This is a genomic window from Ruegeria sp. (assembly GCF_028066395.1).
Taxonomy (GTDB): Bacteria; Pseudomonadota; Alphaproteobacteria; order Rhodobacterales; family Rhodobacteraceae; genus Ruegeria.
Genome location: NZ_JALCBM010000081.1, coordinates 1 through 17,090, shown reverse-complemented (window position 1 = coordinate 17,090; position 17,090 = coordinate 1). Strand labels below are relative to the sequence as shown.

Sequence of the window (17,090 nt, the reverse complement as noted above, 5' to 3'; positions counted from 1 at the left end):
AAAGGCCGGTCATACACTAACAATCAAATTGGACCACTCAAGTGGGGCTGATCAGAAAACCAGACGCCCATTCCGAATTTTTTGGATGATCCAACGAGGCTGGCCACTCTTCAAATTCAAGATCTGAATCATCAGAATCCAAGTTCAAACCCAAATCATTGGTGTTAATCGCATAATCCTGTGATCCTGCTTCAACCACATATGAACTATCCACGTCGAAGGTGACGTCACTAAAGTCAAACATTGCTGCACTCCATTAGCTTTAAGAACTCGGCAAATGTTATAGATGAAATCGCGTTATAGTTGGAAAAAGCCTAAGTTAAATTTTCTTAACGTGCATTAACTCTTGCGCATCCATCTCTCGGCAAGGGAAACTGCACACTACGTATGCCTGATTGAGGTTCTCCTCCATCATTCCGACAAGGCCTTGGATATCTGAGAAAAATTGAAACGGCCCTTAGCCGGCATCGGTTGCTCTATGGCATTTCTGCAGTTGCAATCAGCACTGCTGTCGTTCGCTGCAGGCGCAAAATCAGAGCAAAGATCAATTCACGGATCGCGGGACTGAGCACCATTTCGCTGCCGCTGAACCAAAGTCCGCTTTCCTAACGTTTTTCTTGGCGCTCCATCCTCAATCTCGGCCACAGATCAAGAAAGTGAACTGCTATCGGCAAAGTGCCTGCCGAAGACTTCGATAGACGACAACTCCCTTGCCGCCAGTACCAAAGGAACAATTGCCACGGTGCCCACCAAAGGCGGGACAACCCGCGGGCGGGCAGACGTTTGCAGAGAGAACCGCCTTGAGTGATCATTGCTTGAATGAGGTCAAGATCTGCTGCTTGCGCAATGCGGGAGTTTTCCAAATTTGGCATGGCCCTGTGCACAGAACCCTACGTCCATTTCAACACACCCCTGCAACCGATTGCAAATCCGTCGCAATAAGGCGTAATGTTTTCCAATGAAATCGAATGAGCCCCATCCCCGAACCCATCGGTGCCTGAAATGAGCGTGACCCTTAAAGAAGTGGCCGCGCTGGCCGGTGTGTCTCGTTCTGCAGTATCGCGAACTTTTACCGAAGGCGCATCTGTCTCGCCAAAGACGCGCAGCAAAGTCGAAAAGGCCGCGGCTGCACTGGGGTATAGTCCAAACGCGTTGGCCTCATCCCTCACCACCGGTAGAACCAAGTTGATCGGGCTGATCTCCAACAACTTCCACAACCCTATTTTCCTTGAGGTGTTCGATCTGTTCACACGCACCCTGCAGGAACGCGGGTTGCGCCCGTTGATTGTGAACCTGACCGATGAAACCGAACCCGCAAACTCGGTCCGGATGCTGCGGCAGTATTCCGTGGATGCGGCTATCGTCGCCTCATCCACGTTACCGCCAAGCTTTGCGAAGGCGTTCCATGATGCGGGCGTTCCGGTTGTGCACACTTTCGGTCGATCCGCGACATCGCCCGAAGTGCATGTTGTGGGCATCGACAACGTTGAATGCGGGCGCATGGCCGCGCGCGAGCTGCTGGCGCGCGGCTATCGGCGCATCGGCTATCTGGGTGGTCCGAAAGACGCAACTTCGGCTATGGACCGGTTTCGCGGCTTCATGGAAGAGGTTGAAAAGCATCCCGAACTTGACGTCTCGCATTCCTTTGCAGGCGCATACTCGTTCGAGGCAGGGCGGGAAGAAATGCTTCAACAATTGGCGGACGGCCCTGCCGAAGGATATTTTTGTGGCGACGATATTCTGTCTATAGGAGCCCTGTCCGCATTGTCCGATCATAAGCTGAAGCCGGGCAAGGATATCGGCATCATCGGCCTGAACGACATGGAAATGTCGCGCTGGGAAAGCGTGGATCTGACGACGATTCACCAGCCGATCAAGCAGATCATCACCGCGTCCGTCGATCTGGTCGAAGAGATGCTGAAAGACCCCGAGCGTTACCCCGAGGCCCGTATCTTTCCGTGCCGGGTGATAGAGCGGGGCACATTGCGGCCCCGCCCCTGATCAACGAAACATCGGTGGGCGCGCGTCCGTCCATGCCCCGTCATTTTTCGACGAAGCCACGGCGGCATGCACAGCTGCGATTGATCGTACCCCGTCGGCGGGTGTGGGCAGACCATCGCGTGCCTCGCCGCGAATGGCGTCTGCCAGATCGGAATAGATATTGGCTACGGCCAGCGGGAACCCCTCGGGATGAGCAATCGCGACGCGCGACAGACGTTGCGCATCGTCGTGAAGTCCACCCTCGCCTTTTTCGATGATCTGCGTGCGGCCACCAACTGGCGTGTAGATCAGTTGATTGGGCTGTTCCGATGCCCAACGCAACCCGCCGGTTTCACCAAAAACCTGAATGTCGAACCCATGTTGCCGCCCGATCGCCACGGACGAGGTCCACAAGCGACCAACCGCGCCGCCCTCGGTCCGGAAGTTGACCATGGCGTCATCCTCGAGTGCGCGGCTTGAAATGGTCGATGCCATATCCGCAGACAGGGACTTAACTTCATCATCGCTGATGAAACTGGCCATATGCAGCGCGTGGATACCGCAATCGGCAAACTGGCCGGACACGCCTGCCATCGCCGGGTCATAACGCCAGCGCACCCGCGGGTTATCAGCGTCTGTCGCGTCGCCATGATGGCCGTGGCTGAAATTGGTCACGACCAGACGCACCTTGCCGATATCCCCGGCGCGAACCATCGCACGGGCCTGCCGCACCATCGGATAGGCGGAATAGCAATAGTTCACCGCACAAATTTTGCCCGAGGTTTCTGCCACGCGGACAATCTCTTCGCCCTCTTCCACTGTCATCGTCATCGGCTTTTCGCACAGCACATTGAAACCCGCCTCAAGAAATGCCTTGGCAATCTCAAAATGGGTCGAGTTCGGAGTGGCGATTGTAACCAGATCGACCCGGTCGGGGCGGGCTTTTTCGCCCGCCAGCATCTCTTGCCAGTCGCCATAGGCGCGGTCCGACGCCACCCCCAGACGTTGTGCATATGCGCGCCCCTCATCAGGACGGTGATCCAGAGCACCCGCGGCAAGCACGAACATCCCGTCCGCCAACGCCCCCAATCGGTGCGCGGGTCCGATCTGACTGCCTTCGCCACCACCGATCATGCCCCATTTCAGCTTTGTCATGGTTCTTGTCTCTCTTAGATGATCTCTTTGTGTATACGTTCAGGCGGTGCTGACGTCTTGCCATTGCCGGCGCTCTGACGATTTGAGCGCGGCAGCCAGGACGCAGTTGACCTCATGCCCGTCACGGAATGTGGGCCAGATCGATTTACCTGTATGGATGGCTTCCAGAAAATCTTTCGCTTCAATGATGATCTGGTCCTGATAGCCCGTTCCGTGGCCGGGGCCCTGGCAAAATGGCTCGTAATCGGGATGCGCAGGACCGGTCAGGATCTTGGTAAAGCCTCTTTCTGCCTCTGGCCCCTCTCGCCGATACAGCCACAAGGCGTTCTGATCTTCCTGATCAAACCGGATTGCGCCTCTGGTCCCGGAAATTTCATAGGCATAGCCCATCTTGCGGCCTGTCGCGATCCGGCTGACATAGATATTGCCCATCGCACCACTGGCGAAACGGCACATGATCTGCGCGTGGTCATCGTTGCTGACCTTGCCGCCGGGGCGTTCGTGATGAACAGTTTCCACCTCGGCCATAACCTCAGCAATTGGGCCGATCAAAGCCAGCGCGCCGTTGATCATATGCGGCGCGAGATCCCCGATCGTTCCGTTGGCCATACCCGTTGTCCGCCACGTGGCCTGAGCATTGGGGTCGGCATAGAAATCTTCGGTATGTTCTCCGCGAAACCAGGTTATGTCGCCCAATTCTCCGCCAGCGATCAACTGGCGGGCAAACTGAGTTGCAGGGGTTCTGACATAGTTGAACCCGACCATATTGGTGACACCAGCTGCTTCGGCCGCAGCCACCATCGCGCGCCCGTCCTCCAATGACGATCCAAGCGGCTTTTCACATAACACAGGCTTACCCAAGGCCAATGCAGCCTCTGCAATCTGTCTGTGGGTCGTTTGAGGCGATGCGATCACAATGGCCTCGACCGCAGGGTCGTTGACCAGCACGCGCCAATCGTCCGTCGAACGCAGGAACCCATAGGCCCGCCGGTACCGCTCGGCGCTTTCAGGCGTGGACGCGCAGATCATCTCAAGACGTGGCCGCAACGCCGTGTTGAACACTGCGCCGACAGCGGACATCGCAACTGAATGAGCTTTGCCCATATAGCCGCCGCCAATGATTCCAATTCCGATTTCAGGCATCTGCAACGGCTCCGAACAATGTATTTGCAACCGGTTGCAAAATCAGTATCGTGTGAATCGATTCAACGCAAGGACCAACGATCCTCGCCAGTCCCTTTTTGCCGGAGGTAATGACGTGAGCGCTTTGATAGACGGTATCAAAGGAAACCGGTTCGCGGTCTTCGGTCGTGCGGGCATGGACCTGTTTGCCGATCCCGTTGGTGTCAAAAGCGAAGATGCCGGCTCGTTTCGCGCCGATCTGGGCGGGTCCTCGGCGAATATCTGCGCGGGGCTGGTCAAGCTGGGCAGTCAGGCGGCGCTGATCACTTCGGTCGCGGACGATGCTGTGGGCCGGTTCTGCATGAACAAGCTGGCGCAATACGGCGTCGACACCTCTTATATCCGGGTCATCGGCGGTGAATACCGCATGTCGCTGGCCGTCTATGAAAGCCGGGTCGAGAATTTTCAAAACGTCATATATCGCAACGGCGCCGTCGACTTTCAGGTGACCGTAGAGGATATAGACAGGGTCGATTACGGGAAATTCTCGGCCGTGATCTCAGCCGGAACGGTGTTCGCCTCCGAGCCTTCCCGCAGTGCCACGTTTCGTGCGCTTGACAACGCCCGCAAGGCGGGCTTGCCGGTGATTTTCGACATCGATTACCGCCCCTATAGCTGGTCATCACCCGAGGTCGCCGCCGACGTATTGTCGCGCGCAGGTGAGGCCAGCGATCTGATCGTCGGCAATGACGAAGAGTTCGGCTTTATGGCTGGTGGCATCGAAAAGGGCTTTGCCAAAGCCCAGGAACTCGCTTCCAAACCGGGCCGGATCGTCATCTACAAGATGGGCGAAAAAGGCGCGGTTACCTTGATGGACGGGCAGGCGATAGAAACCGGTATTTATCCAGTCACCGCCGTCAAACCCAACGGTGCAGGCGATAGCTTTATGGCCGGGCTGCTGGCGTCGATTGCGGCAGGCAGCGCGTTGAAAGACGCCGTCATGCGCGGATCGGCCTGCGCGTCAATTGTCGTGTCCAAGCCCGGCTGCGCCCCGGCCATGCCCACAACGCCGGAACTGGATGCGTTCCTTGCATCCCATCCCGGCCCAACGACGTAGGACACCCTCATGCATATCGCACCCTATGACAATCAGAACAAACCCATCGTCGATGCCGACGATCCCACGGTGCCACTGAACTATTTCAACATCGTCAAACTGAAAAAGGGCGAGGCGTTCGAGTATCAGGTGCCGGGCTATGAGACCTGCGTCGTTCCGGCCACCGGCAGTGTCGATGTGGATGTCGAAGGCGTACAATACGCCAAGCTTGGCAACCGGGGCGAAGACGTCTGGGATGGCGAACCGGAAGGCGTTTACGTACCGGTTGGCGCCAAGGTCCAGTTGGTCTGCGTGTCGGACGAGGCCGAGGTTTTCGTTGCAGGTGCCAAATACGACAAGGTCCTGGACCCCTTCGATGTTCGCGAACATGATCTGGTTCAATACGGCAGCGACGACACCAAAACCCATCGCAAGATCAAGCACATCCTCGGCCAAAAGCAGCACGACAAGGTCGGTCGCTTGTTGGTCAGTGAGCTTTTCACCGTAGGCCAAGGCGGCTGGTCGGGCTTCCCCAGCCACAAGCACGACACAAACCGCCTGCCGGATGAAACCCGCCACGACGAGACCTATAATTTCCGCTTCAAACCCAATTGGGGATCTGGCCTGCAAATGCTGCAGCGCGAGGATAACGAGCCGGGTGATGCGTATCACATCGTCGACGGCTCAACGATCTGCATCGACAAGGGATACCATCCCTGCTGCGTGCTGCCGGGCTACGAGATGTACTACTTCACCATTCTCGGCGGTCTGACACAGCGGTCCCTGGTCCAGTATTTCCAACCCACACATGCCTATCAGGTCGAGACGATCCCGGGCATCAAAGACATGATTGCCAAGTTCAAATGACGCTCGCCACTCTGAAAGACGTCCTCACCCCCGCCTATCAAAACGGTTATGCCGTCGGCGGGCTGGTCACTTTGGGATGGGAGGACATGCGCGCCTATGTGGCGGCAGCCGAGGCGGAAAATGCGCCCGTGATCCTGCAGGCTGGTCCTAGCTGCAGGGAACACACCCCGCTACCTGTTCTGGGCAAGATGTTTCGCTTTCTGGCAGACAGCGCTTCGGTCCCGGTCGTGGCGCATCTGGACCACGGCTATACGTTCGAGGACTGCAAAATCGCGCTGGACAGCGGGTTTACATCGCTCATGTTCGATGGATCGCGCAAACCTCTGCAGCAAAATATCGACGAAACCGCCGCCATTGCGGAAATGGCCCATGCGGCCGGAATTTCCTGCGAAGGTGAGATCGGGTTTGTGGGCTATTCCGGCGGCGAGGGGTCAAACGGAACCGACCCGGCCGAGGCCGCGCGGTTCGCCCGCGAGAGCGGAGTTGATGCGATGGCCATCTCGGTTGGAAATGTCCATCTGCAACAGAACAAAGAAGGGGGTTTGGACGAGGCCCGCATCACGGAAATCGACGCCGCAACCGATGTTCCGCTGGTTATTCACGGCGGCTCGGGCGTACCGGTGGAACAACGCAGCCGTCTGGCGCGGGATACATCGATCTGCAAGTTCAACATCGGGACCGAATTGCGCATGGCATTTGGCAATGCGCTGCGCGAAGCGGTCAATCGCGATCCGAACAGGTTTGATCGCGTGACGATCCTGAAAGAAACCCACGACCCGGTCGAGGCCGCGGCGCGCGTGGTCATTCGGGCTTTTGGTGCCCCTCCGCAAAGGTAAACTTGAGGGTTGGGAGTTGGGGGGTTACGCGTCGCGTTCCATGATCCATTCGACTTCGGGGGCTGCAACAAAGCGCCATTTGCGCAGCGGGCCAGCCATGACATTCAGATAATACATCTCGAACCCATAGGGCGCACCGCAAGGATGGTGACCCCGAGGCACGCAGACAACATCGCCGTCTGACACCGCCATCGTCTCATCCAACTGTCCGTCATCGGTATAGACACGCTGAACCCCAAACCCGTTCGCCGGGTTCAGGCGATGATAGTAGGTCTCTTCTAGATAGGTGATCCGCGGAAAATCATCCTCGTCATGCCGATGGCTGGGGTAGGAAGACCAATGTCCGTTTGGCGTGAACACTTCGGTGACCAACAGGCTGTCGGCGTAGTCCTCATTCTCCATCGCGATGTTGTTGATATAGCGGGTATTCACGCCCTTGCCACGCTCGGTCAGAGTTATGCCGTCCGGACCAATACGGCGGGCCTCATGCCCCCCTTTGCCGGGGGCAGAACACACCGCGACTACGCAATCCGTTTCCGCTGTGGCCGTCCATTCCGTGCCGTTCGGCAGATACAGGCAATGCGGCGGTGTTTTCTCGAACACGTTCATCCGATCACCCAAAACACCCCAGTCGCGATCAGCGTCAGAGATGCGGGCCTTGCCCTCGACCATGACCAGAATGACCTCGCGGTCGCCAGTAGCCTCGGCAGCCGTATCGCCTGCCTTGAGGTGGTAAAGCCCAAACCCCACATAGCGCCATCCGGCGCTGGCCGGAGTGATGTCGTGCACTTTTCCACGTGTACCAAAAGGCTTTTTCAGCAGATCCGCCATCTCTTTTCTCCGTCTGGGGCGGGCTGGGACGCCCGCCCGTTTTGCCTCAGGCAGCTTGCCTTGATTGCAGCGCCGAGAAGGTCTCGGCCAGTTGCGCCTTGGTCCAACCGTCGGAAACAGCACGACGCAGAATATCGGCCTGGCTCTCTGGGGCATTGCCACCGACCGGAGGGTCCGTATCCAGATTTGTCGGGAAGGGGTATCCTTCTGCCGTGGCGGCAATGGCGGCATCCAATTCAGAGCCGACCAACGCGCCCCGCTGTTTCAATGCGACAAGTGCGGGGAACACCGCCTCGGACATAGATCGCCGGTCAATGGCTTCCATCGCGCGGCCAAAGGCAGACGATATCTGCAACAGGTTTGCCATCCGGTCGATATCCACACTGCGATTTTCGCCCGCGGCATGATACAGCGCAGGGTTGAAAAACACAGCATCGCCCTTCTCAAGCGGCAGCTGGATGTAGTTGCTCTCGAAAAACGCGCGATGACCTTCGTCATGAAACGCCAGATATCCCGGCGGATACAACTGCGAGAACGGGAGCAGTTTTGTTGGGCCACTTTCGACCGGCATATCGCAATGGGCAACCGCCCCCTGCAAAGTCAGTGTTGCCGTGACCAGATGTGCGTGCACTGGATAGCGTGCTGCGCTATCGGCGCTTTGGAACCCAAGGTGGTAATCCCGGTGTGCCTGCTGCGCCTTACCGCCCGGACGCACCTGATTGATCTGCGCGGTGACCTGATAGTTTGGCCCCAGCCATGCCTCGCAGGCGGCCGCAACAGCTGTATTCCCGAAATAGAGCGCAAACCCCTCAGGGTCATGCAAACATTGCTTTTGCAACGCGTTCCAGATCCGGTCATTCGCGCCGGATGCAGCAAAATGGTCGCCCTCCCCTGCGCCGCTTTGCCGTTCTTCATCGATGATCTGACGAAAGACTTCTGTTGCCCGGTCGATCACCGAAGTATCGGCGAACGCGGCTTTCAGAACAATCACACCCGCTGATTTATCCAGCACACGCCCCCATTCTGCCAGAAGGGCTTTGCGCTTTCCCACATCCTCCAGCGTGGGGCGCAAAACGTGCATGTCGTAGATCGGTACGTTCTTTTCGATCGAGGCCGCATAGGGCACGGTTTCGGCCAGAAGGTTCTGCGAGGTCAACACCTTAAACTCATCCAGATCACAGGATTCCCGGTCAAAATATCCGACAAAACCTAGTTTCTGATTTACCATGAGTTATCTCCTTTTTCATGGCTTCGGTGTGTCCCCCGCAGGGGTTGGTTACGCCTGTACCTCCAATCCTGCTTGCCCACAGACGTCGAGAATGTGCCCATAACCTTTCTTGGAATATTCATAGGGCGGTGCCTTGGCCGGGTCCTGTTCGGCCTCGACAACAATCCAGCCGTCGTAACCCATCGACTGGAGCGCGTTTGCGACGGCCTGAAAGTCGATGCAACCATCGCCTGGCACGGTAAAGGCGCCGGCGACGACGGCGTCCAGGAAACTGCGGTTGTTTTCTTTGACGTCCTGCACAACAGTCGGGCGAATGTCCTTGAAATGCACGTGATGGACACGATCACCCCAGCGGTTCAGGGTCGCCATGACGTCGCCGCCACCAAAAAGCAGATGTCCGGTGTCAAAGCACAATTTCACTTCGGGACCCGAACCTTCCATCAACCAGTTCACGTCATCCTCGGTCTCGATGATCGTGCCCATGTGGTGGTGGTAGGCCATCGGCATACCCTGATCACCCATCCATTTGGCCAGTTCAGTGATCCTGGCAGCATAGGCCAGGACCTCGTCCTTGGTCAGTTTGGGGCGGTTATTGACCGGAGTTCCAGCCTGACCCTGCACGGTGTTTGAGCATTCCGCATAGACGATGCAGGGGCTGTTTAGGGCAACGAACTGTTCGACCTGTTCGCGTACAGCTTCGCGTTCCGCTGCGAGATCATTGACCAGTGATGCGCCCGAGCACCATCCACCGCAAAGCACGATATCGTTGCCGTCCAGATAGGCGCGCAGCCCCTCGGTGTCACTGGGCATCCGCTGACCGCGTTCGACGCCGGTATATCCTATCTCACGCGCCTCTTTCAGCGCCTGTTCCATCGTGTACGCTGCTGTCAGGTCCGGCAGGTCATCATTCTGCCAGGCGATCGGAGAGATCCCGATTTTCACGCTCATTTCGTGTTTCTTTCCTTGATCGCCAGTTCATAGGCTGCGCGTTTTTCATTCACTTCCGGGCGGATGCTGACCTCGGGCACCGCAACTTCCCACCATGTGCCGCCATATTCGGTCGACGGGTACGGATCGGTGTCGATGACCACGACATAGGGCCCTTTGATGTCGCCACGTCTGGAAAGTGCGTCTTCCAACTCGGCAATCGACCCAACCTTGACGGATGTCGCCCCCATCGCCCCCGCATGGGCCGCGAAGTCAATGGCCGAGGGATTCTCGTGCACGGCATGGTCCAGCAGGTTGTTAAACTCTGCCCCTCCGGTGCCCATCTGAAGACGGTTGATGCATCCAAAGCCGCGGTTGTCAGTGATGACCACGGTGAACGAGGCACCCATCATCGCGGCCGATGCCATTTCCGAATTCGCCATCATGTAGGTGCCGTCGCCGGTAAAGCAGATCACATCGCGATCCGGTTGGGCCATCTTGATGCCCATCGCACCGGCGATCTCATAACCCATACAGCTAAAGCCGTACTCCATGTGATACGCACCGCGACGCGGAGCTTTCCACAGCTTGTGCAACTCACCCGGCATGGTGCCAGCCGCGCACATGACGACTGTGTCGTCAGTCGAGGCGCGCTGGACCGCACCGATAACCTGCATATCTGTCGGCAGGGCATTGCCATCACCGGGCGCATCAGTCAGCTTGTCGACCTTGCCGTACCATTCGGCCTTCAGCGTGTCCGCCACAGGATCAGCGCGGTATCCCTGCAGCGCCGCGCCCAGTTCTTCTAACCCGACCCGCGCGTCCGACTGCAGCGGCATCGCGCCGTGTTTCTCGGCATCATAGGCAGCCGTATTCAGGCAGATCATCTCGCGTTCAGGGTTGGAAAACAGCCCCCATGATCCGGTGGTGAAATCCTGCAGGCGAGAGCCAACGGCCAGCACCAGATCCGCCTCGGCACAGACCGAGTTGGCCGGCTCGCCACCGGTCACGCCAACTGGTCCAAGGTTCAGCGGGTGGTCCCATGCCAGCGCAGACTTACCGGCTTGGGTCTCGGTAATGGGAATACTGTGGGTTTCCACAAAACTCTGCAGAATATCGGTCGCGCCCGAGTAATGCACACCGCCCCCGGCCACGATGACCGGGCGCTTTGCCGCCTTGATGGCCGCGACAGCGCGGGCCAGTTCACCTTCATCCGGGCGGATGCGGCGTTGATACCAGACGCGCGGCTCAAAGAAACTTTCAGGATAATCATAGGCCTCGGCCTGAACGTCCTGACAAAAGGCCAGCGTTGCCGGACCACAGTCAGCCGGGTCAGTCATTGTGCGGAAAGCGCGCGGCAACGCGGTCAGCAGGTGCTCGGGCCGTGAGATACGGTCGAAATACCGGCTAACCGGTTTGAAGCAATCATTGGCGCTGACCGTGCCGTCGCCAAAGCTCTCGATCTGCTGCAAAACGGGATCAGGCCCTCGCGTCGCAAAAACATCGCCGGGAATGATCAGAACCGGCAAGCGGTTCACATGAGCCAGCGCGGCGGCCGTCACCATATTGGTCGCGCCCGGCCCGATGGACGAGGTCACCGCCATCGCCCGCGTTCGCCGCATCTGTTTGGCATACGCGATGGCGCAATGGGCCATCGTCTGCTCATTGTGGCCCCGATAGGTCGGCAGGCTGTCCTTGACGGCGTGCAACGCCTCCCCCAGCCCGGCCACATTCCCGTGGCCAAAAATTGCCCAGACACCTGCGATGAACGGCTCTCCGGCCTCGTTCATTTGCGCGCCCAGATAGCGGACCAGAGCTTGCGCTGCGGTCAGTCTGATAGTCTTGCCCATATTGATCCCTTTCAACTCAAGGCCACCTGGGCCAGTTCGTTGAATACCAGTTTATCGAAAGCTGGGTCTGCGCGGGACCGCGTCAGACCGTACCGCCCAAAGACCCTTCCAGTTGGGCCAGTTCCTGACCACCTGCCATCAGGTCTTGCAGCTCTTCCGGCGAAATTTCACCGCGTTTGGCCGTGCCCAGAGTTTGACCCCGGTTCAACACGGTGAACCGATCGCCCACGGCCAGCGCGTGACGCACATTGTGGCTGATAAACACCACCCCCACACCCTGACTGCGCACCTTGTCGATGGTCGCCAGAACGTTCGAGGTCTGGCGTACACCCAGCGCCGAGGTCGGCTCGTCCAGGATCAGGATTTTGGCGCCGAAATGCACCGCCCGTGCAATTGCAACCGTCTGACGCTCACCGCCAGACAACGTGCCTACGGCTTGATCGGGACCACGCAGATTGATGCCCATCTTGCGCATCTCTTCCATCGTGATTTCATCGGCCAGCTTCTTGTCAAAGAAGTTGATCCCGGCAACCTTGCGCGTGGGCTCGTTGCCCATAAAGAAGTTCCGGCTGACACTCATCAGCGGGATCATCGCCAGATGCTGGTGCACCGTTGCGATCCCTGCCGAAATCGCGTCGCGAGGATCTTCGAAGTGCATCGGTTTGTCTTCGAAGAATATCTCGCCCGCCGTCGGCTTGTGGACGCCGGACATGGTCTTGATGAAGGTCGATTTGCCTGCGCCGTTGTCACCCAACAGGCAGTGACACTCACCCGGTTTCAGATCAAAGCTGACGCCCGCAAGCGCGATGACCGACCCAAAGTGCTTTTGGATATCGACCATCCGGATGATCGGCTTCTGGTCCTGCGCATCGCCGTGATGGAATTTGGTATCTTCGGTCATCTCAGCGTTCTCCTGTGATGATGCGGCGGATATAGGTGTTCAGGATCACCGCACCCAGAAGGATCACTCCCAGGAACACCCGGAACAAAGAGCTTTCGACCCCGGCAAAGAACAACCCTTGCTGCACCACGCCAAAGATCAGAGCCCCCAATGCGGCCCCAAGAACCGAGCCATAGCCACCGGTCAGCAGGGCACCGCCAATGACCACAGCGATGATCGCCTCGAATTCCTTGAGCAACCCACGGTCAGCACCGGCCGAGCCGAATTCCATTACCTGGCAGGTGGCAAAAACAGTGGCGCAGAAGGCCGTGAACATGAACATCAGGATTTTCACCCGGTTCACCGGAACGCCCGAATTCCGCGCAGCTTCGGCATCGCCGCCTGCAGCGAAAATCCAGTTGCCGAACTTGGTCTTGGTCAGCAACACATGGCCGAAGATGATGATCACTGCGGCCCAGACCAGCAGCATTGGAATGCCATCGACAACAGGCTGCCCCGCGCGGGTGCCCCGCTCGAAGGTTTCGATCAGGCCATTGTCGCCCAGCCAGACGAAAAAGCCCTGCCCGATCTTTCCGCCAAAGACCGAGGCCAGCCAGTCACCCTCGGCGACATCGCGGATGCCACCGATGATGGTTTTCCGTTCAATCGTCTGAGGCAGATAAATGGTGAAACCACGCAGGATGAACAGGAAGGCCAGCGTCACGATAAAGCTGGGCAGACCCGTGCGCACAACGATGTACCCATTGACCGCGCCGATCGAGACGCACAGCGCGAATGTCACCAAAATGGCCATCCAAACCGGCCAGCTGAGCGTGACCGAAAAGATCGCGATCATCATGCCCGCAAAACCGATCATCGACCCGACAGACAGGTCAAACTCGCCTGCGATCATCAGCAAACAGGCCCCAACCGCGATAATCATGAACTGCGCGGAAACCACAGACCAATTCATTGCGCCCTGGGCGGTGAACATGCCGCTGTCAAAGGCAAACAGCAGGAAAAAGGTGAAGACCGCGACTGTGCCGACCATACCGCCGAGTTCAGGGCGGATCAGGGCGCGGCGTAGGGGTGATATCTCTTTTATCCGCTCGTCACTGCCAATTGCGGATTGCGCTGACTCAGCCATTTTTGCCTCCTTGGCGGGTGCGTCTGAATGCTTGCATCAGAGGGTGCGGACACGCGTTGGCGTCCGCACCAATTTGAAGATCAGCGGTATTCGCCCGCGAATTCTTCGATCTTTTCCAACCCGTCAGCAGTTACGAAACCGGGGCCCGAGTTGATGTTGTTGCCCGGCAGTACGCCATAGCGGTGGTAGTTGGTCATTACCACGACCGGCAGATAGGCCTGCAGGAAGGGCTGCTGGTCGATGCCCCACTGAATCACGCCGCTTTTGATGCCTTTGACGATCTCACCACCCAGATCAAAGGTGCCGAAGTAGATGTCACCGGCCATGCCGTTTTCTTCCAGCGCCAGAATGGTCGGGTCCGCCGAGGTCGGGCCGAGGGTCAGAACAGCTTCGGTTTCAGGGTTTGCCGACAGGTAGGCCAGAACACGGTTCTTGATCTCAGCCGGGTCCTGCCCCGCGTCGATCATCTGTTCGCCCAACTCGATACCCAGGCCATCTGCAAAGCCCTGGCAACGTTCCTGGCTGGATGGCTGCACGATATAGTGGTTCACACACAGGAAGGAACCGATGCCATCGTCCTTGGCACGCTGCCCGGCGGCGAAACCTGCGTCGTATTCCGGCTGGCCCACATACATAAGCGCACCAACTTCACGCGCCTTTTCTGGCGAGCCGGTGTTCATGATGATGACGTCGATACCGGAATCCACGGCAGCTTTGATCGGGCCTTCCAGAATGTCCGGATCAGCCAAAGTGGTGATGATGCCGTGGGGGCCCGACGCCGCAGCCTGATCAATGATCCGCGCCATATCGGCAAGGTCGCCGGTGGGAGGGTTGCGATATTCGACCTCTACACCCATCTGATCGCCCGCCAGGGCAATGCCGTTTTTGATGGTGTTCCACCAGCTGTCACTGTCCGGAGCATGGCTGATCAGAATGTACTTCTCACCTTCTGCAGCAACTCCGGTGGCGCCGGCAAACGTGACCGCGCTGGCCATCAGCACCCCTTTTACGAACTTTTTCATTTCCATTCCTCCCAATAGAAAAGTCAAACTTGGTACCGGGTCAGCCCGGCCATTCGGCTAAACCGAATCTCCTCCGCTCCGATCGGTGACCGGACTTCCTTCAGTTTCCGGAAATCCGATCATTTTGCAACCGGTTTCAAAATATGTCCTCCATCGCAACGGGCCGTCCAGACTGCGCCGAGCGGGTTGCCGCCTCAGCCATCGCCAAAGCTGCGACGCCGTCGGCAAGCGTCACCGGCATGTCCGACCCGGACTGAATGGCGCGTATAAACGCATCCCATTCGGCGCGGTACGCGGACATGTACCGTTCAAGAAAGAAATATGTTGGCTTTGCCCCGGTCACGCCGTCAGCCGTGGACTTAACAACCGAGTTTTCGAGAACATTGTGCGCTTGCAAAAGCCCTTGCGACCCAAGCAGCTCGACCCGTTGGTCATACCCATATGCCGCGCGCCGCGAGTTCTTGATAACGGCCAGACTGCCGTCCCGGTAAGTCATTGTTACGACAGCCGTATCTACGTCCCCAGCCTGACCGATTTCCGGATCGACGACCGAAGTTCCCACGGCTGATATCGTGACAGGCATCTGCCCCATCAGGTAGTTGGACATATCAAAGTCATGAATCATCATGTCCCGGAACAACCCTCCCGAGACCTTGATGTAACTCACCGGAGGTGGCGCCGGATCAAACGACGTAATGGACAGCAATTCCACCTTACCGACCTCGCCCGCATCATGTGCGGCTTTCAGCGCCTGGAAATTAGGATCGAAACGGCGGTTGAACCCCAGCATGACCGGCTGGCCAGTCGCCCCCGCAGTTTTTTGGCAAATCTTCGCTCGTTCAAGGTTCAGATCGACGGGTTTTTCGCACAAAACCGCTTTGCCAGCCTGGGTGGCGGCTTCGATCAAATCGGAATGCGTATCGGTCGGCGTTGCGATCAGGACCGCATGAATTGTTGAATCACCGATAATCTCGTCAGAACTTTGCACCCTGGCCCCAAATTCAGAGGCCAGACTGGCAGCGGCGTCATTCACCGCATCCGATACAGCGGTCAGTTCGGTTTCGGGGTGCGCCGAAATCGCTGCCGCATGCACGCGACCAATACGTCCGGCCCCCAGCAATCCGATCTTCAGCATAAGGTCCCCTCGAATCAATTCTCAGGTGACACAATCATGATTTTTGCAACCGGTTGCAAGTTTTAATTTCGGCAATCGCATGGATGTGCCGCAAACTCTGTGCTCGGTATCATTGTGTCCTCGGCTGAAGAAGCCTGCGGGCCGCACCAACCCCATCGAATTGAATTGCACTTGCTATCTCTAACCCTCGCCAGGAGCAGGCTTTAGAGACAGTCGCCCTGAAGGGCTTCGCTCAAAAACAGTTATTGAAGGGGAACATGCGCAACGTAACCACTTGGCAAAAGGCAAAGCTATTTGTCACCACATAGGATACTGTGGAACGTCACGAACATTTGACTCATTTGGCAGCCAAAACTTTAGGAAACAAGAAAATTACGTCACGCAATTCTGACCCAAACGTCGAGCATTTCTGACCCAACACACAGAGCCGCCATTCGTTGAGCCAGAGGCGAAGGTGCCGAAAGACATCTTGACCGATGCTGCGCGACGCACGAACGGGCGCGAACCACGTATTGGCGTTTTGAGAACCGGTCGCGGGTCAGGTATCCCCCTATACACAGGCCCAGAAGACGCAATTCTTCCAGGGTGAACCGGGCTTTTCGATTGCCTGACCGATGCGTTCGCGGAATGAGGCCGACAGGAGAAGCAGCCGCGGCCTCAAACCGCCTGACCCACTCCAGAATCGTGCGCGCGCAAGGCGGGTCGCGGTATTCTTTCTTCGTTCCGGCGCGTTTCTTAACCCAGCCGCCTTGTACGGCACCCGCCTGTTTGTTGACCAAGGCCTCAATGCACGGAAGGCACAGCTTGACCGACAGCCCCGTTCTCTTGACTTCGCCTCGCCGCTCTAACTGATAGGAGAACCCAACATAGGCATCACGCCAAACAACTTCGGACTTCGCTTTGTCAGACAATACGCCAACAGCATCTACTTTCGTAGTGGGCTCGGAGGGTTTGACCTGCCCCCCGAGGCTCCCTCATTCATAAAGAGAGTTTGCGGATCTTGAATTCATATTC

General features: G+C 57.7%; 15 protein-coding genes. 4 read left to right on the top strand and 11 right to left on the bottom strand.

Features of this window, described 5'->3' with window-relative positions:
- Positions 1 to 37 precede the first annotated feature (37 nt).
- The gene (locus MPJ51_RS19135; RefSeq protein WP_298390147.1) at positions 38 to 244 is read right to left on the bottom strand and encodes a hypothetical protein; all 207 of its coding nucleotides are present in this window, start codon (positions 242 to 244) and stop codon (positions 38 to 40) included.
- A 758-nt stretch (positions 245 to 1,002) separates the two neighbouring features.
- Here MPJ51_RS19135 and MPJ51_RS19130 point away from each other — a divergent pair.
- Positions 1,003 to 2,001, top strand: a complete 999-nt coding sequence (locus MPJ51_RS19130) for a LacI family DNA-binding transcriptional regulator (RefSeq protein ID WP_298390144.1) — start codon at positions 1,003 to 1,005, stop codon at positions 1,999 to 2,001.
- Here the strand turns inward: MPJ51_RS19130 and MPJ51_RS19125 are convergent, their stop codons facing one another.
- Positions 2,002 to 3,135: a Gfo/Idh/MocA family oxidoreductase gene (locus tag MPJ51_RS19125; RefSeq protein WP_298390141.1), complete on the bottom strand. Its 1,134-nt coding sequence runs from the start codon at positions 3,133 to 3,135 to the stop codon at positions 2,002 to 2,004. It abuts the gene before it with no gap.
- A gap of 39 nt (positions 3,136 to 3,174) precedes the next feature.
- Positions 3,175 to 4,278 carry a Gfo/Idh/MocA family oxidoreductase gene (locus MPJ51_RS19120; protein WP_298390139.1) on the bottom strand — a complete coding sequence of 368 codons (1,104 nt, stop codon included), beginning with the start codon at positions 4,276 to 4,278 and terminating at the stop codon, positions 3,175 to 3,177.
- 115 nt (positions 4,279 to 4,393) lie between these two features.
- On the opposite strand from MPJ51_RS19120, the gene iolC reads away from it, so the two are divergent.
- Genes iolC through MPJ51_RS19105 form a run of 3 tightly spaced genes read left to right on the top strand, consistent with a single transcriptional unit; the run spans position 4,394 to position 7,056 of the window.
- Positions 4,394 to 5,374 carry a 5-dehydro-2-deoxygluconokinase gene (iolC, locus tag MPJ51_RS19115; protein ID WP_298390136.1) on the top strand — a complete coding sequence of 327 codons (981 nt, stop codon included), beginning with the start codon at positions 4,394 to 4,396 and terminating at the stop codon, positions 5,372 to 5,374.
- A gap of 9 nt (positions 5,375 to 5,383) precedes the next feature.
- Positions 5,384 to 6,220: a 5-deoxy-glucuronate isomerase gene (locus MPJ51_RS19110; protein ID WP_298390133.1), complete on the top strand. Its 837-nt coding sequence runs from the start codon at positions 5,384 to 5,386 to the stop codon at positions 6,218 to 6,220.
- Positions 6,217 to 7,056 carry a class II fructose-bisphosphate aldolase gene (locus MPJ51_RS19105; protein ID WP_298390130.1) on the top strand — a complete coding sequence of 280 codons (840 nt, stop codon included), beginning with the start codon at positions 6,217 to 6,219 and terminating at the stop codon, positions 7,054 to 7,056. The genes MPJ51_RS19110 and MPJ51_RS19105 overlap by 4 nt, the downstream gene beginning before the upstream one ends.
- A 24-nt stretch (positions 7,057 to 7,080) precedes the next feature.
- On the opposite strand, the gene iolB is transcribed toward MPJ51_RS19105, so the two are convergent.
- The 8 genes from iolB to iolG all read right to left on the bottom strand — a co-directional run bounded on the left by iolB (position 7,081) and on the right by iolG (position 16,076).
- On the bottom strand, positions 7,081 to 7,887 hold the full coding sequence (iolB, locus tag MPJ51_RS19100) for a 5-deoxy-glucuronate isomerase (RefSeq protein ID WP_298390128.1): 807 nt from the start codon (positions 7,885 to 7,887) through the stop codon (positions 7,081 to 7,083).
- A gap of 46 nt (positions 7,888 to 7,933) precedes the next feature.
- Complete coding sequence (locus MPJ51_RS19095; protein WP_298390125.1) at positions 7,934 to 9,115, bottom strand: phytanoyl-CoA dioxygenase family protein; 1,182 nt, start codon at positions 9,113 to 9,115, stop codon at positions 7,934 to 7,936.
- A 48-nt stretch (positions 9,116 to 9,163) separates the two neighbouring features.
- On the bottom strand, positions 9,164 to 10,063 hold the full coding sequence (iolE, locus tag MPJ51_RS19090; protein ID WP_298390122.1) for a myo-inosose-2 dehydratase: 900 nt from the start codon (positions 10,061 to 10,063) through the stop codon (positions 9,164 to 9,166).
- Complete coding sequence (iolD, locus tag MPJ51_RS19085) at positions 10,060 to 11,892, bottom strand: 3D-(3,5/4)-trihydroxycyclohexane-1,2-dione acylhydrolase (decyclizing) (RefSeq protein WP_298390119.1); 1,833 nt, start codon at positions 11,890 to 11,892, stop codon at positions 10,060 to 10,062. Before iolD ends, iolE begins: the two co-directional genes overlap by 4 nt.
- A gap of 82 nt (positions 11,893 to 11,974) precedes the next feature.
- Positions 11,975 to 12,793 (bottom strand): ATP-binding cassette domain-containing protein, encoded by an 819-nt coding sequence (locus MPJ51_RS19080; RefSeq protein WP_298390116.1) that lies wholly within the window; start codon positions 12,791 to 12,793, stop codon positions 11,975 to 11,977.
- A 1-nt stretch (position 12,794) separates the two neighbouring features.
- Complete coding sequence (locus MPJ51_RS19075; protein ID WP_298390113.1) at positions 12,795 to 13,919, bottom strand: ABC transporter permease; 1,125 nt, start codon at positions 13,917 to 13,919, stop codon at positions 12,795 to 12,797.
- A gap of 80 nt (positions 13,920 to 13,999) precedes the next feature.
- Positions 14,000 to 14,941: a sugar ABC transporter substrate-binding protein gene (locus MPJ51_RS19070; protein ID WP_298390110.1), complete on the bottom strand. Its 942-nt coding sequence runs from the start codon at positions 14,939 to 14,941 to the stop codon at positions 14,000 to 14,002.
- 136 nt (positions 14,942 to 15,077) lie between these two features.
- Entirely contained in the window at positions 15,078 to 16,076 is a 999-nt protein-coding gene (gene iolG / locus MPJ51_RS19065) for an inositol 2-dehydrogenase (protein WP_298390108.1), read from the bottom strand.
- Positions 16,077 to 17,090: the final 1,014 nt, after the last annotated feature.

Excerpts from the sequence above, each read along its gene's own strand:
- MPJ51_RS19130 (WP_298390144.1), top strand. The coding sequence starts at position 1,003 with ATGAGCGTGACCCTTAAAGAAGTGGCCGCGCTGGCCGGTGTGTCTCGT.
- iolG (WP_298390108.1), bottom strand. The coding sequence starts at position 16,076 with ATGCTGAAGATCGGATTGCTGGGGGCCGGACGTATTGGTCGCGTGCAT.
- iolE (WP_298390122.1), bottom strand. The coding sequence starts at position 10,063 with ATGAGCGTGAAAATCGGGATCTCTCCGATCGCCTGGCAGAATGATGAC.
- MPJ51_RS19120 (WP_298390139.1), bottom strand. The coding sequence starts at position 4,278 with ATGCCTGAAATCGGAATTGGAATCATTGGCGGCGGCTATATGGGCAAA.
- MPJ51_RS19125 (WP_298390141.1), bottom strand. The coding sequence starts at position 3,135 with ATGACAAAGCTGAAATGGGGCATGATCGGTGGTGGCGAAGGCAGTCAG.
- iolB (WP_298390128.1), bottom strand. The coding sequence starts at position 7,887 with ATGGCGGATCTGCTGAAAAAGCCTTTTGGTACACGTGGAAAAGTGCAC.
- MPJ51_RS19135 (WP_298390147.1), bottom strand. The coding sequence starts at position 244 with ATGTTTGACTTTAGTGACGTCACCTTCGACGTGGATAGTTCATATGTG.
- iolD (WP_298390119.1), bottom strand. The coding sequence starts at position 11,892 with ATGGGCAAGACTATCAGACTGACCGCAGCGCAAGCTCTGGTCCGCTAT.
- MPJ51_RS19075 (WP_298390113.1), bottom strand. The coding sequence starts at position 13,919 with ATGGCTGAGTCAGCGCAATCCGCAATTGGCAGTGACGAGCGGATAAAA.
- MPJ51_RS19095 (WP_298390125.1), bottom strand. The coding sequence starts at position 9,115 with ATGGTAAATCAGAAACTAGGTTTTGTCGGATATTTTGACCGGGAATCC.
- MPJ51_RS19080 (WP_298390116.1), bottom strand. The coding sequence starts at position 12,793 with ATGACCGAAGATACCAAATTCCATCACGGCGATGCGCAGGACCAGAAG.
- MPJ51_RS19110 (WP_298390133.1), top strand. The coding sequence starts at position 5,384 with ATGCATATCGCACCCTATGACAATCAGAACAAACCCATCGTCGATGCC.
- MPJ51_RS19070 (WP_298390110.1), bottom strand. The coding sequence starts at position 14,941 with ATGAAAAAGTTCGTAAAAGGGGTGCTGATGGCCAGCGCGGTCACGTTT.
- MPJ51_RS19105 (WP_298390130.1), top strand. The coding sequence starts at position 6,217 with ATGACGCTCGCCACTCTGAAAGACGTCCTCACCCCCGCCTATCAAAAC.